The following is a 14,357-nucleotide window of genomic DNA, read 5'->3' as shown; positions in this document are numbered from 1 at the left end:
GCAAAAGGTGAATTTTACATCAACTCTTACTCGAACTCAGAACGAAGAATCCGCAGCACCTCGTCGATGGTTTCTTCTTCCAGATCTGTTCGTTTAACCAGGTCGGTACGGCTCATGGTAAGGACGTTTTTGGCAGTGTCGCAACCAATGGCTTTAAGCTCGTCGAGCACCCAGCTTTCGATTTCGTCGGCAAATTCGTCCAGGTTAACATCTTCTTCGTCGGGCACCATTTCGCGGTACACGTCAATTTCGTATCCGGTCAGTTGGCTGGCCAGTCGAATGTTTAAGCCACCTTTACCAATCGCTAAGGACACTTCGTCCGGTTTCAGGTATACGTCGGCGCGTTTCAGATCTTCGTGCAGTTTGATGCTCGAGATCTTTGCCGGGTTCAGTGCGCGCTGGATGTATAGTTGTTGGTTGGTTGAGTAGTTGATCACGTCGATGTTTTCGTTTCTCAACTCCCGCACGATACCGTGAATACGCGATCCCTTCATCCCTACGCAGGCACCAACCGGGTCGATGCGTTCGTCGTAGGATTCAACCGCCACTTTGGCGCGTTCGCCCGGAATGCGGACAATCTTTTTGATGGTAATCAGTCCGTCGAAGATCTCGGGTACTTCCAATTCGAACAAGCGTTCCAGGAATACCGGTGATGTTCTGGACAGGATGATGACCGGGCTGTTGTTGCGCAGGTCAACTTTGTAGACCACGGCACGCAGGGCATCGCCTTTGCGGAAGTAATCCGAAGGAATTTGTTCCTGTTTGGGTAACAGCAGCTCGTTGCCTTCGTCATCCAGAATCAGGATTTCTTTTTTCCAGACCTGATAGACTTCACCGGTTACAATGTCGCCGATTTTGCTCTTATATTTATTATAGATATGATCTTTTTCCAATTCCAAAATCCGGCTGGCCAGATTCTGACGCAGGTTTAAGATCGCACGACGCCCAAATTCGTGCAATTTTACTTCGTCGGTAACTTCCTCACCGATTTCGTAATCTTCGTCGATTTTTTTGGCTGCGCTCAACGTAATTTGAAGGTTGGGCTCGGTAATTTCGTTGTCGGCTACCACCGTCCGGTTCCTCCAGATTTCAAAGTCACCTTTATCAATGTTAATAATGATGTCGAAGTTTTCGTCGGTGCCGTAAGTTTTTTGCAAAACATTACGGAAAACATCCTCGAGAACACTCATCATTGTGACCCGGTCAATATTTTTCAGGTCCTTAAATTCGGAAAAGGTATCGATAAGATTAATCGTATCCATCTTGCCCCGGTTTTAAAATTTTATAATATTTTTTACTGTTTTCGCATCGTCGAAAGCAATGGTGTGCACTCGGGTAACGAGTTCTTTTTTCTTTTTGCCTTCAACTTTTTCTTTCTTTGACGTTTCAAGCTCGAAGGAGGTTTCCTGAACACTCTTTAAAATCCCTTCCAGTTTTTGTCCGTCTTTCAAGACCACTTCAATCTCGCGCCCCGTATTTTTAACGTACTGGCGGAAAACTTTAAACGGCAATCCCAGACCTGCTGACGAAACTTGCAGTTCGAAGTCTTCTTCTTCGCGATCCAGGTTGCCCTCAATTTGGCGACTGATGGTTATGCAGTCGTCGATGGAGATTCCTTTGTCGCTGTCTATCAGGACTGAAATCTGATTAGCCGGGCTAACTTCAACCTCGACAATAAATTGGTCTTCAGTTAGCTTTTCTTCAATTAAAGTAATGATTTTGCTTTTGTCAATCATTTGGTATGGCTAATAAAATAGGGGACTTTCGGTCCCCTATCCTGTGGATGATCTGATTTGTCGACGCAAAAATATAAAAAAGCTTTGAAACTACAAAATCCCGAAGTTTTTGGTTTTCAGGAATGTTTTTGTTCAAATGCAGCTCGGAACAGGAACGAAAAGTTTTTCTATTTTTGAAGCATATTTCATTCACGAATACTTCAGTAGTTTGAAGATAAACAAGAAGAAGATTATTAATGATCCGGTATTCGGATTTATCACCATCCAGTCGGAGTTGATTTTCGACCTGATCGAACATCCCTATTTTCAGCGGTTAAGACGGATTAAGCAGCTCGGTTTGTCGTGCATTGTTTTTCCGGGCGCCAATCACACGCGTTTTGAGCACGCCATAGGAGCGGTTTTTTTGATGCGCTCGGCAATCAACGACCTGCGTATCAAGGGGGTCGATGTTAGCGAGGAGGAGGCCGAAGCGGTGACGGTGGCTATTTTGTTGCACGATGTCGGGCACGGGCCATTCTCGCATGCGCTGGAGTATTCTATTGTAGAGGGCTTGGTGCATGAAGATATCTCGGTGCTGCTGATGGAGGATTTAAACCGGCAGTTCGACGGTCGTTTGTCGATGGCTATCCGGATTTTTAAGAACGAATACCCGAAGCGATTTTTGCACCAGTTGGTGGCCAGCCAGTTGGATGTTGACCGCCTGGATTACCTGCGGCGCGATAGTTTTTTTACCGGCGTCATTGAAGGGGTGATTGGATCGGACCGGATTATCCGCATGTTGAATGTTCGCAATGATGAACTGGTTGTTGAAGCCAAAGGAATCTATTCGATTGAGAAATTTCTGATTGCCCGGCGGCTGATGTACTGGCAGGTTTATCTGCATAAGACGGTGCTGTCGGCCGAATTTTTATTGGTGAATGTGTTGAAACGGGCCAAGGAGCTGTCGCTGTCGGGCGTTCGGTTGTTTGCGACCCCCGCCTTATCGGTCTTCCTGGAGAATAAGGTTACGCTGGAGCAACTGCGGGAAGGTGAGAATTTCCTTGGTCGTCCCTTGTTATCGGTTTTTGCAAGTCTCGAGGACGACGATGTTATTGCATCCATAAAACAATGGCAATACGAAAAGGATCCGATTTTGGCTTATCTGTCGTCTTGCTTGATTAACCGCCGGTTGTATCGGATTAAATTGCAGGATAAGGAGTTTACAGATAGTGAATTAACTGTAATTAGGAAGGGGATATCAGCCCGCTTTCAGGTGGATGATTCGGAGATGGGATATTTTCTGGTTCACGACTCCATTACCAACAATGCTTATGCGGCCGGTGATAATCGCATCAATATTTTGCAGAAAGACGGTAAAATTTGTGAGATAAACGAGGCTTCTGATATTAATTTGTCAGGGTTGGCGCACACAGTTCGGAAATATTTTGTGTGCTATCCGAAAGAATTGGACATTAGGTAAATTAAACCTATTTTTGCAGCGCTCCAAGAATAAAAATATGGAATTTAAAGCAATCACCATCGCTGATTTTCTGCAAGGTACAATCGAGGGCGATGAAAATGTTAGCGTGAATAATGTCTCTAAAATTGAAGACGGAAAGCCGGGAACCCTGGCTTTTTTAGCTAACCCAAAATACGAGAAATACATTTACGATACCAAGGCATCAATTGTGTTGGTTCGAAATGAATTCAAACCGGAAAAACCGGTTAAGTGTACACTCATCCGGGTGGAAGATCCTTACCAGTCGATGGCTGCTTTACTGGACCTGTATCAACAGGCCAAACCTCAAAAGTTTGGTGTTGAACAGCCTGCTTTTGTCGATTCAACAGCTACGGTGGGAAATAATATCTATATCGGTGCATTCGCTTATATTGGCGTAAATGCGACCGTTGGTGACGGATCGAAAATTTATCCGCAAGCCTACATTGGTAATAATGTTAGGATTGGTGTCAATACCATCATCTTTTCGGGTGCAAAAATTTACGACGACTGTGTTATTGGTGACAATTGTATTATCCATGCCGGTGCTGTAATTGGTGCCGATGGTTTTGGTTTTGCACCAACGCCCGACGGATCGTACAAAAAGATTGCTCAGGTGGGCAACGTTATTGTTGAAGACGATGTGGAGATTGGTGCCAATACCACCATCGACTGTTCAACCATGGGCTCGACGATTATTCGCAAGGGTGCCAAACTGGATAATCAGATTCAGATTGCACACAACTGTGAAGTTGGCGAAAATACCGTTATGGCTGCGATGACCGGTGTGGCCGGATCGACCAAGATTGGAAAAAACTGTATTGTTGCCGGACATGTTGGCATTGCCGGACACCTGAACATTGGCGACCGGGTAACTCTGGGGGCAATGGCCGGTATTACCAATAATGTGAAAGACGGAAAGACCTTGCTGGGCTCACCGGCGATGGATCACGACCGCGCTCTGAAAGCCTTTGTGGTTACGCGCCGCTTGCCGGAGCTGAAAACTACTGTGGAACAATTACAGAAAGAATTGAAAGCATTGAAAGCTAAATTAAACGAAGAGTAAACTTCGGAATAAGAATGATGATACAGAAACAAAAGACCCTCGCTAAGGAGTTTACGCTTAGTGGGAAAGGCCTGCATACAAGCTGTGTGGTCACGGCGGTTTTTAAACCGGCACCCGAAAATCACGGATTCAAGTTTAAACGTGTTGACCTGGACAGTCAGCTGATCATTGAGGCTGATGCCAATTTGGTTGGTGACACTTCGCGGGGAACAGTGGTGGAGAAAGACGGGGCTCGCCTGAGTACCATTGAGCATGCCATGGCCGCCCTTGTTGGCATGGACCTGGATAATGTGCTCATTGAAATCGATAATGAGGAAATGCCGATTATGGATGGCAGTGCCCGTCCGTTTGTGGAGGCGATAGAAGCAGCAGGCGTTGTTGAGCAAAATGCTGAGCGTGTCTGTTTTGAGATCAAAGAAAAAATTGTTTATCGCGATCCCAAAACCGGATCGGAGTTGATTGCCCTGCCTGATGACGATTATCGGGTGAATGCGATGATTGCTTTCGATTCGAGCGTACTGAGCAATCAGTTTGCAGCGCTGGACAGCATGGCCGATTTTGCCCGGGAGATTGCTCCCTGCCGGACTTTTGTTTTTCTGCGCGAGCTGGAGTTTCTGCTTCAGCATAACCTGGTTAAAGGCGGCGACCTGGACAATGCCATTGTGATCATGGATCGACAGGTGTCGCAGGAAGAGCTGGATCGTTTGGCCGACTTGTTTAATCACAAGCGGGTAGAGGTACAGAAAGACTCCGGGATCCTGAATAACCTGGATCTGCAGTTCGAAAACGAGTGTGCGCGGCACAAGCTGCTGGATGTGATTGGCGACCTGGCATTAGCCGGTGTTCGTATTAAAGGACGCATTATTGCTACCAAGCCGGGGCATGGGGTGAATACCCAGTTTGCCAAGCTGCTGAAGAAGGAATACCAAAACAGCAAACGCAATCAGATTCCGGGATACGATCCCGAAATTCAACCGGTGATGGATGTCAATCAGATTAAAGAAGCGCTTCCGCATCGCTTCCCGTTTCTGCTGGTCGACAAGATTACCGAGATCACAGACGACTCCATCATTGGTGTGAAAAATGTGACGGTGAATGAGCCTTTTTTTGCCGGCCATTTCCCGGAAGAGCCGGTTATGCCGGGTGTATTGCTCATTGAAGCCATGGCCCAGTGCGGAGGACTTTATGTATTGCATAGTAAGAAAGAAAAATATTCAACCTACTTTATCCGGGTGGATAATGTGAAGTTCAGAAGGAAAGTAGTGCCGGGAGATACGTTGATATTCAAGATAACACTCACGAGCCCAATCCGAAGAGGTATTGCAAATATGAAAGGTTTATGCTATGTTGGCAAGACTTTAGTTGCAGAGGGCGAGTTTATGGCGCAAATTGTTAAAAACTAAAAAAGACTGAAACAATAGAAAATGAAACAACCATTATCTTACGTACATCCCGAGTCGCAAGTGGCCGACAATGTGGTTATTGAGCCATTTGTTACCGTTGACAAGGATGTTATTATTGGAGAAGGTACACGCATCGGCTCCAATGTTACCATTTTGCCCGGAACACGTATCGGGAAAAACTGTCGGATCTTCCCGGGCGCTGTAATCGGAGCCGTTCCGCAAGATTTAAAGTTTAAAGGCGAATATACAACTGTTGAAATTGGCGATAATACTACCATTCGCGAATGTGTAACCGTAAACCGCGGAACTACCGCGCGTGGTAAGACCGTTATCGGCAGCAATTGTTTGATTATGGCCTATGTGCACGTAGCACACGATTGTCTTGTTGGTAACCACGTCATCCTGGTTAACAGCACCCAGCTGGCCGGTGAGGTTACTGTTGACGATTGGGCGATTATCGGTGGTATGTCGGCTGTGCACCAGTTTGTGCATATTGGTACCCATGTCATGATCTCCGGCGGTTCGCTGGTGCGTAAGGATGTGCCTCCGTTTGTGAAGGCTGGCCGTGAGCCGCTTTCGTATGTGGGCATCAACTCGATTGGTTTGCGTCGTCGTGCCTTTAATAACGATCAAATTCGCGATGTGCAGGAAATTTACCGGTATATCTATCAGAAAGGCTTGAATACCACTCAGGCGATCGAGATTATCGAAGCTGAAATGTCGGCGACTCCCGAACGCGATGAGATTCTGATGTTTGTGAAAGATTCCAAACGTGGCATCATCCGGGGTTATTTCCCGGACTAATTGCCGTTTGAAATAGAAATATGAAAGAGAGAGGTTGCCGGTTGGTAACCTCTTTTTATTGCTGGTTACTGGTTACTGGTTACTGGTTACTGGTTACTGGTTGCTGGTTGCTGGTTCCATCTGTCCTCTTTGCGTGCTCCCGATGAATCGGGCAAGTCTTGTGTCTCCTCTAGGGCCTTTGTGGTTAAAATACGAAAAGGCGGAGGACGCGGAGAAGACACAAAGTTCCACAGAGCGTCTCAATTGGTTATTCGATCTTGAATATTGGTTATTGGAAATTCATAGTCAGTAGCATCGGCGCTTTTCCCAACATCGAAAGGTGGTGTGGAGGTGTTCTATCCCGGGCTGAGTTGACCTGACCTTTCAGGCTGGCGAGTTGCTGGTTGCTGGTCCCTCAACCCCTCAACCCATCAATCCTTCGATCCTTCAACCCATCAATCCGTCCGAATACCCGGCGATCTGCGGCAAAAAACCTTCATGATTCCGGGGAATCACCAATAGGAATGAAAGTGGTGGAAGACAGCAGAAGGCATTTAAGAGAGGACGGAAGCTCGTTCGGAGCGGGACCGGCCTACTTTTTATCGATGGTGAGAGGTGAACCGGAAGCTTAGTGAATCCGGGAAGCTCCGCCGACAGAAGGAGATCACCCGGCTGAACTTAGCTTTCGGAAGCTGACACCTGAAGATAAAAATAAGCCTTGCGTTTTCTGTTTCGTCTTTGGGGCAAGCCAAAGATGAAAACCCGTCCGGTAGGACAAAATATCCGAATTGCGCAAAAGTAGGGGTGAAAAACAGCCAGTTTTTGGGCAACTCTCATCAGCGCTGGTTTGCTACAAAAGAAGCCTGGCTACCGGTTGAAGCTGAACCCCTATTCAATACATCCCAGATGCGGTTTGGAAACCACATCACCCGAAGAGACTTTCAGAAAAAACCTACATGATTCCGGGGAATCACCAACAGTGATGAAAGTTTAGGGTTTTATCAATTAGACTGTTGTCGTTGTTTTCAAAAGTTGTCGGGTTGTCGTTCCACATCTAATCAAAACCAGTTATTTACATTGTGCCCTAGTGTCTTTGCGTGGTAGACTTTTACAAAAAAAAACGACCTCCGGCATGGTGGCGGAAGTCGTTTTAGTAGTGCTTATCGTTTGTTATTCTTCGTTTTTCTTCAGGTGGTTCCAGCCCTGCGCTTGCAGCTCGATGGTCGATCCCATACCCGTTACCAGGTTCAGGCCTTTGTCGGCCTCGCAGATGTGGCCGATGACGGTGATGTCGGGATCATTCTTAATCTTTTCGTGGTCGGCAATAGGGATGGTGAAAAGGAGCTCGTAATCCTCGCCGCCATTCAGTGCTGCCACCAGTGGGTTGATGCTCAGCTCATCGGCAAAACGCTTGGTTTGGTAATCGAGCGGAATTTTTTCCTCGTAGATCATACAGCCTACATTCGACTGGGTGCAGATGTGCATCAGATCCGACGACAGGCCGTCCGACAGGTCGATCATGGCCGTTGGTTTAATCTCCAGTTTTTGCAAGGCTTTGAGAATGTCGGGGCGGGCTTCCGGTTTCAGCTGCCGCTCCAGGATGTAGTCGTAACCTTCCAGTTGGGGTTGTTCCTGCGGATTTACCTTGTAAACTTCGTTTTCGCGCTCCAGCAGTTGAAGCCCCATATAGGCACCACCCAGGTCGCCCGATACGCACACCAGATCGTTCAGTTGAGCGCCGTTCCGGTACACTGCCTGACCTTCGTCCACTTCGCCTAAGGCCGTTATACTAATCACCAGACCGGTCAGTGAGCTGGTGGTGTCGCCGCCAACCAAATCCACGCCGTATTTGTCGCAGGCCAGCTGAATGCCTTCGTAGAGCTCATCGATGGCTTCAACCGAAAACTTGTTCGACAGCGCAATTGAAACAGTGATCTGGCGGGGAGTCGCATTCATCGCATAAACATCCGACAGGTTGACAACTACAGCTTTATATCCCAGGTGTTTCAGGGGAACGTACATCAGGTTGAAATGGATGCCCTCGAGCAATAAATCGGTGGTTACCACTTGTTGCTTGCTTTTATAGTCCAGCACGGCAGCATCGTCTCCAACGCCCTTCAGGGAGCTGGCATTTTGCAGTTCAATCTTGTCGGTCAGGTGATGAATCAATCCAAATTCACCCAGGGTGGAAACAGGAGTTGCTTTTTTATTATCCATTTTTTAAATATCAGATGTTGAAGTGTGAATTATGCATTCAAAATGCAAAAATAAGCTTACTTGTCTATCTTTGCAATAATAGTTTAAACATGCCGAATGCTTGATTGTTATACAGTCACAGAAATTGAGGAATAGAATATGGAAGAACAAGATAAAATATTGCACGAAGTAACGTCGAAGGAATATGAGTTCGGCTTTGTGTCCGATTTCGACATGGAAACGCTGCCGAAAGGGCTGAATGAAGACGTTATTCGGGCGATCTCCGCGAAGAAGGAAGAACCGGAATTTATGTTGAATTTTCGCTTGGAGGCTTTTCGCAAATGGCAAAAAATGCCGATGCCGGATTGGGCGTATTTGAAGATCCCGAAGATCGACTTCCAGGACATTATTTATTATGCGGCTCCCAAGAAAAAGCCCCAGTACGAAAGTTTGGACGAGGTTGATCCGGAGTTGCTGGAAACTTTCAATAAATTAGGTATTCCGCTGGAGGAACAAAAAATTCTGTCAGGTGTTGCCGTGGATGCCGTTATCGATAGTGTATCGGTGAAAACAACCTTTAAGGAAACGCTGGCCGAGAAAGGCATTATTTTTTGTTCCTTCTCCGATGCGGTGAAAGAACATCCTGACCTGGTCCAAAAGTACCTGGGCATGGCCGTTCCCGTTACCGATAACTTTTTTGCCGCACTCAACTCGGCCGTGTTCTCCGACGGCTCGTTCTGTTACATTCCTAAGGGGGTGAAATGTCCGATGGAATTGTCGACTTATTTCCGGATCAATGCAGCCGGAACCGGGCAGTTTGAGCGGACGCTGATTGTTGCCGACGATGACAGCAAGGTGAGTTACCTGGAGGGCTGTACTGCCCCGATGCGTGATGAAAACCAGCTGCACGCGGCCATTGTTGAGATTATTGCCATGGATCGCGCTGACGTGAAATATTCAACGGTTCAAAACTGGTATCCGGGCGATAAAAACGGCAAAGGCGGGGTTTACAACTTTGTGACCAAACGCGGTATTTGCCGGGGCGAATCGTCTAAAATTAGCTGGACTCAGGTTGAAACCGGTTCAGCGATCACCTGGAAGTACCCAAGCTGTATTTTGATGGGCGATAATTCGGTCGGCGAGTTTAACTCGGTGGCTGTTACCAACAACTTTCAGCAAGCCGATACCGGTACCAAAATGATCCATATTGGTAAAAACACCAAAAGTACCATCGTGTCGAAAGGTATCTCGGCCGGACGAAGCGACAACGCTTACCGCGGGCTGGTGAAAGTGATGCCTGGAGCAACCAACGCCCGGAACTTTTCGCAGTGCGACTCGCTGCTGCTGGGATCGACCTGCGGGGCACATACCTTTCCTTATATTGAGGTGGCCAATAAGTCGTCGATTATTGAACACGAAGCTACCACCTCGAAAATTGGTGAAGACCAGATCTTCTACTGTAACCAGCGGGGTATCTCAACCGAGGATGCCATTGGTATGATTGTGAACGGCTATGCCAAAGAGGTATTGAATAAGCTGCCGATGGAGTTTGCTGTTGAAGCACAAAAACTGTTGCAGATCAGTCTGGAAGGAAGCGTGGGCTAGGCTGGTTGCCTCCATAAGGAAATTGGATTTTTAAACTTGAAATTTGGAACTTATACGATATGTTAACAATAAAGAATTTAAAAGCCTCAGTTGAGGGAAAACAAATATTAAACGGCTTGAATCTGGAGATTAAGCCGGGCGAGATTCACGCCATCATGGGACCAAACGGTGCCGGGAAAAGTACGCTGGGCAATGTATTAACTGGTCGCGAAGGCTACGAAATTACCGAAGGAGAGGTCAGCTTCATGGGCCAGGACCTGTTGGATATGGCTCCCGAGGATCGGGCCCGCATGGGCTTGTTCCTGAGCTTTCAGTATCCGGTGGAAATACCAGGTGTGCCGATGGTTAATTTTCTGAAGGCTTCGGTAAACGAACATCGCAAGTTTAAAGGACAGGAACCCCTGACCGCCGGTGAGTTTTTGAAGCTCATGCGCGAGAAAAAGGAAATGCTTCATTTGGACTCCCAGTTGACGAACCGTTCGGTAAACGAAGGCTTCTCGGGAGGCGAGAAAAAGAAAAATGAAATCTTCCAGATGGCAATGCTGGAACCCAAACTGGCTATCCTGGATGAGACAGACTCCGGCTTGGATATCGATGCCCTTCGCGTTGTTGCCGAAGGAGTCAATGCCCTGAAGAGCCCCGAGCGCTCAGCCATCGTAATTACGCACTACCAACGTCTGCTCGATTATATTGTGCCCGATTTTGTGCACGTGCTGTATAACGGGAAGATTGTCATGTCGGCCGGAAAAGAGCTGGCACTGGAGTTGGAAGAAAAAGGTTACGACTGGATTAAAAAAGAATTTGCATAAACATGACTCAAACGTTAATCAATAAGAAAGCTGTGAGCGAAAAATACAGCGAGCTTTATCAGGTCAACCGCAGCACGCTCGATCAGGGCTCTTCGCCCGTCCTGAACCGGATGCGTGATATTGCCATCAAACGCTTTGAGCAGCAAGGAGTCCCCGGCTTCAAAAACGAGGACTATAAATACACCAATCTCGAACGTGTTTTCGGAAAAGAATATCGTCACATTTTTGAATACGAGAAAGTTGATGTTGACCTGAACGAAGTTTTTCGTTGTGATGTTCCGCAGCTGGATACCTACACTATTCTGCTGGTGAATGGCTGGTACTATGCCCGCAACAAACAGCTGGAAGGTCTGCCTGATGGCGTAGTTGTAGGGAGTTTGAAGCAAGTGGCCAACGAACAGCCGGAACTGCTGGAGAACTACCTGAACCGGCAGGCTGCCTTGTCGGACGATCCGCTGGTAGCGCTGAATACCGCTTTTGCACAAGATGGATTTTTCATGTATGTGCCGGAGAATGTGAAGTTTGAAAAACCGGTACAGGTGATCAACCTCACCCGCGCGCAGGAAGCTGTCTTCTCAACCCAGCGAAACCTGATTATTGCCGGTGCCAACAGCGAGGCGAAGGTCATTTTTTGCGACCATACTCTTACCTCAAGCGAGTGCCTGGGCAACAGCGTTACGGAGGTTTTTGTGGGCGATCGGGCAGTGGTTGATGTTTACGCCGTGCAGAATCAAAATAATAAATCCAACGCCATCAACTCGGTTTTCTTCAAATTGGGTGAGAAATCGAATTTGATGTCCGGCGTTGCCAGTCTGCATGGCGGTTTAATCCGCAATAACCTGTTGGTGAGTATGGACGGCGAAAATGCCGAAGCCAATGTTTACGGAATGTCGTTTACCGATAAGCGTCAGCATGTTGACAATTACACCAACATTCAGCATAACCAGGCCAATTGCCTGAGCAATCAGTTGTATAAAAATGTGTTGGATGAAGACTCCGTGGGAGCTTTCACCGGGCGTATTCATGTAGCCCGCGATGCGCAAAAAACCAACGCCTTTCAGCGGAACAACAATGTGTTGTTGACCGACACGGCTAAAATGAATACCAAGCCTCAGCTGATTATCGATGCCGACGATGTGAAGTGTAGCCACGGTGCTACGGTTGGTCAAATCGACCTGGACGCCTTATTCTACATGCGTCAGCGCGGTATCGGTGAAGCTGATGCACGGATGATGCTGATGAATGCGTTTGCACACGAAGTTGTTCAGGAAATCCGAATTGAGCCACTGCGCGATCGGATTGACGAACTGGTGGAAAAACGCCTGAAGGGAGAACTGGGAAAATGCAATAATTGTGACGCTTAAGGCGTTCATGAAGAATAAACAAAGGAACTGTTTTGCGGTTCCTTTTTTTTGAAATACGCTGAATTAACTACATAAAAAGGACTTAGTAAAATGAAAAAGATGAAGTTGTGGGGCCTGGCCCTGCTTGTACTGTTTGTGTCAGCTTGTCAGGACGACGAGTCGAATGAGCTGAAATCAGAAAATGTTGTTGTGAAAGTTTCCGGCCTGGAAGGACGTTTGACCACTGCCGGAGCAAAGGTTGTGGCCGGGCGCGATATGGCAGCTATGCCCGATGGCTTTTTTAACGAGGAGACGGTGACGACTAAATCGGCGCTGGTGGACTCGGATGTGGCCAGCGATGTTGTGCTGAGCCTGGTCGGCGAAGTGTCGGCTCCGACTATTGACGGGGTCCAGGTGCAGGCAACCCACGTTGTGGTTGATGGAAATTATGCTTACGTAAGTTATAACCTGCGTGGTGATGCTTACCGCGGGGCAATCGACCTGATTGACGTATCGGACCCAAGCTTGCCGCAGTTGGCGATGGAGGTTGAGTTTCCCAATATGGAAATCAGTGCAATAGCCATCCACGAGGGCCTGCTGTATATGGCCGGAGCCCGCGATGTGGATGCTTACGAGGGCGTGAGCAGTCCGGCGGTTTTAGCCAAAATGACGCTTGATGGCGCAATGCTCTCCGACGATATTAGCTATCTGGAGCTGGCAGGTACCACGGGAACCGATGTGGCCGTCGGTGATAGCTATTACTACGCGGTTTCGGGGTTTCAGGGGGCTCTGGCTTCATTTGCACTAACCAACGATGCCGCCGGCGATAGCGTTGTTGCCGACGATTTGAGAGCCGTGGGAATTGATGGTGATAAGCTGGTGCTGTTAAGTGGTGCGGACGGTATTCGCGTGTACGAGCTTTCGTCGATGACGGAGAGCCTGACCATCGATCTGCCCGAGGATGTTGCCGAAGCGAAACGGACAATTGATTTTTACGATAATCAACTGCTGGTAGCCGAAGGTTTTGATGGTGTTGGTATTTACAGCCTCGTCGACGGAACAGTGATCAACAAGCTGCCGATGACCACTGTTGATGATGAAAACATCGATCCGTCGGATTTGGTGTGCAATGCGGTAACCACCAGCAATGAGCATATTTTCATGGCCGAAGGGGCTGCCGGAGTTGTGGTTTACAGCCTGAAGGGAACCGACCTGACGGCACCTACCGGGCTGGGCGCTTTAAGTCTCGACGGATCGGCTAACTATGTGGCTACTGGTGATGGTTACATCTTTGTAGCTGACGGAACCGGAGGATTGAAGATTCTTCAGATTTCAGAAAGCCAGGCGGACGATGAAGGAGAATATACTTGCAGTAGTTATCCGGCCTATACCGGGGGCAGCTGGCTGAACATTAATGGCAACGAACCTCAGGCCTATTCGGGAACCGCTACGCTTGGCGGTTTGAATGTCGGCGATCAGCTGATATGGTGTGGTTCGCTGGCGGTTTCTACGCATGTAAATGTGAACTCGGGCGGCGAGTTTGTGATGATCGGTTCGCTGTCCATCGGTAGTGGAAATGGCAATGTGATCAACATCAACGATAAGATGATTGTGGATGGCTCACTGGTCATCTACGGAAACCTGAACATTAACTCGGGTGGTTCGCTCGAATTTGTTGGCGACAATAGCTCGGTTTATGTAACCGGAACAGTGAAAGTGAACAAAGGCGGCGAGATCATTGGCGATTTCGTTGATCAGGGCGGAAATGTAAAATAATAGCTTCATAGCTCATAGCTCGAAAAATCCATCCGATGAGGGTGGATTTTTTTGTATGCCGGAAGCTCGGAGTATTTGGCCCGTTTTAGGCTTGTTGCCGCAACAATTGTTCACTGCGTCTCCTGCATTTCAGCCTCCCGACGTATCATGTTTGTGTTAATCC

At 47.8% G+C, this 14,357-nt stretch carries 11 protein-coding genes; 8 read left to right on the top strand and 3 right to left on the bottom strand.

Features of this window, described 5'->3' with window-relative positions:
* Positions 1–26 precede the first annotated feature (26 nt).
* Together nusA and rimP are read right to left on the bottom strand one after the other, a co-directional pair.
* On the bottom strand, positions 27–1,262 hold the full coding sequence (gene nusA, locus C8N47_RS15010; RefSeq protein ID WP_107823389.1) for a transcription termination factor NusA: 1,236 nt from the start codon (positions 1,260–1,262) through the stop codon (positions 27–29).
* Between the two features lie 12 nt (positions 1,263–1,274).
* A complete protein-coding gene (gene rimP / locus C8N47_RS15005) occupies positions 1,275–1,736 on the bottom strand; it encodes a ribosome assembly cofactor RimP (RefSeq protein ID WP_107823388.1) in 462 nt (153 codons plus the stop codon).
* A 208-nt stretch (positions 1,737–1,944) separates the two neighbouring features.
* Here rimP and C8N47_RS15000 point away from each other — a divergent pair, with 208 nt between their 5' ends.
* From C8N47_RS15000 to lpxA, 4 genes are read left to right on the top strand one after another with little or no spacing between them, the layout of a single operon-like run.
* On the top strand, positions 1,945–3,195 hold the full coding sequence (locus tag C8N47_RS15000) for an HD domain-containing protein (protein ID WP_245915727.1): 1,251 nt from the start codon (positions 1,945–1,947) through the stop codon (positions 3,193–3,195).
* A 37-nt stretch (positions 3,196–3,232) separates the two neighbouring features.
* Entirely contained in the window at positions 3,233–4,279 is a 1,047-nt protein-coding gene (gene lpxD / locus C8N47_RS14995) for a UDP-3-O-(3-hydroxymyristoyl)glucosamine N-acyltransferase (protein WP_107823387.1), read from the top strand.
* Between the two features lie 14 nt (positions 4,280–4,293).
* Positions 4,294–5,682: a bifunctional UDP-3-O-[3-hydroxymyristoyl] N-acetylglucosamine deacetylase/3-hydroxyacyl-ACP dehydratase gene (locus C8N47_RS14990; RefSeq protein WP_245915726.1), complete on the top strand. Its 1,389-nt coding sequence runs from the start codon at positions 4,294–4,296 to the stop codon at positions 5,680–5,682.
* A gap of 21 nt (positions 5,683–5,703) precedes the next feature.
* Positions 5,704–6,486 (top strand): acyl-ACP--UDP-N-acetylglucosamine O-acyltransferase, encoded by a 783-nt coding sequence (gene lpxA / locus C8N47_RS14985; protein WP_107823386.1) that lies wholly within the window; start codon positions 5,704–5,706, stop codon positions 6,484–6,486.
* A gap of 1,149 nt (positions 6,487–7,635) precedes the next feature.
* Here lpxA and thiL read toward each other — a convergent pair.
* A complete protein-coding gene (thiL, locus tag C8N47_RS14980; protein ID WP_107823385.1) occupies positions 7,636–8,682 on the bottom strand; it encodes a thiamine-phosphate kinase in 1,047 nt (348 codons plus the stop codon).
* A 138-nt stretch (positions 8,683–8,820) separates the two neighbouring features.
* Here thiL and sufB point away from each other — a divergent pair, with 138 nt between their 5' ends.
* The 4 genes from sufB (at position 8,821) to C8N47_RS14960 (ending at position 14,194) form a co-directional block, all read left to right on the top strand.
* On the top strand, positions 8,821–10,266 hold the full coding sequence (gene sufB / locus C8N47_RS14975) for a Fe-S cluster assembly protein SufB (RefSeq protein WP_107823384.1): 1,446 nt from the start codon (positions 8,821–8,823) through the stop codon (positions 10,264–10,266).
* Positions 10,267–10,325: 59 nt separating this feature from the next.
* The gene (gene sufC, locus C8N47_RS14970; RefSeq protein ID WP_107823383.1) at positions 10,326–11,075 is read left to right on the top strand and encodes a Fe-S cluster assembly ATPase SufC; all 750 of its coding nucleotides are present in this window, start codon (positions 10,326–10,328) and stop codon (positions 11,073–11,075) included.
* Positions 11,076–11,077: 2 nt separating this feature from the next.
* Positions 11,078–12,439 carry a Fe-S cluster assembly protein SufD gene (sufD, locus tag C8N47_RS14965; protein ID WP_107823382.1) on the top strand — a complete coding sequence of 454 codons (1,362 nt, stop codon included), beginning with the start codon at positions 11,078–11,080 and terminating at the stop codon, positions 12,437–12,439.
* A 90-nt stretch (positions 12,440–12,529) separates the two neighbouring features.
* Complete coding sequence (locus tag C8N47_RS14960; protein ID WP_107823381.1) at positions 12,530–14,194, top strand: LVIVD repeat-containing protein; 1,665 nt, start codon at positions 12,530–12,532, stop codon at positions 14,192–14,194.
* The last annotated feature ends 163 nt before the right edge of the window (positions 14,195–14,357 follow it).

This window comes from Mangrovibacterium marinum (assembly GCF_003046625.1).
GTDB classification, from domain to species: Bacteria; Bacteroidota; Bacteroidia; order Bacteroidales; family Prolixibacteraceae; genus Mangrovibacterium; species Mangrovibacterium marinum.
Note: the sequence above shows the minus strand (reverse complement) of the source record. Positions and strands in the feature narration are given on the sequence as shown.

Excerpts from the sequence above, each read along its gene's own strand:
- C8N47_RS14990 (WP_245915726.1), top strand. The coding sequence starts at position 4,294 with ATGATGATACAGAAACAAAAGACCCTCGCTAAGGAGTTTACGCTTAGT.
- thiL (WP_107823385.1), bottom strand. The coding sequence starts at position 8,682 with ATGGATAATAAAAAAGCAACTCCTGTTTCCACCCTGGGTGAATTTGGA.
- rimP (WP_107823388.1), bottom strand. The coding sequence starts at position 1,736 with ATGATTGACAAAAGCAAAATCATTACTTTAATTGAAGAAAAGCTAACT.
- sufD (WP_107823382.1), top strand. The coding sequence starts at position 11,078 with ATGACTCAAACGTTAATCAATAAGAAAGCTGTGAGCGAAAAATACAGC.
- sufC (WP_107823383.1), top strand. The coding sequence starts at position 10,326 with ATGTTAACAATAAAGAATTTAAAAGCCTCAGTTGAGGGAAAACAAATA.
- sufB (WP_107823384.1), top strand. The coding sequence starts at position 8,821 with ATGGAAGAACAAGATAAAATATTGCACGAAGTAACGTCGAAGGAATAT.
- lpxA (WP_107823386.1), top strand. The coding sequence starts at position 5,704 with ATGAAACAACCATTATCTTACGTACATCCCGAGTCGCAAGTGGCCGAC.
- C8N47_RS14960 (WP_107823381.1), top strand. The coding sequence starts at position 12,530 with ATGAAAAAGATGAAGTTGTGGGGCCTGGCCCTGCTTGTACTGTTTGTG.
- nusA (WP_107823389.1), bottom strand. The coding sequence starts at position 1,262 with ATGGATACGATTAATCTTATCGATACCTTTTCCGAATTTAAGGACCTG.
- lpxD (WP_107823387.1), top strand. The coding sequence starts at position 3,233 with ATGGAATTTAAAGCAATCACCATCGCTGATTTTCTGCAAGGTACAATC.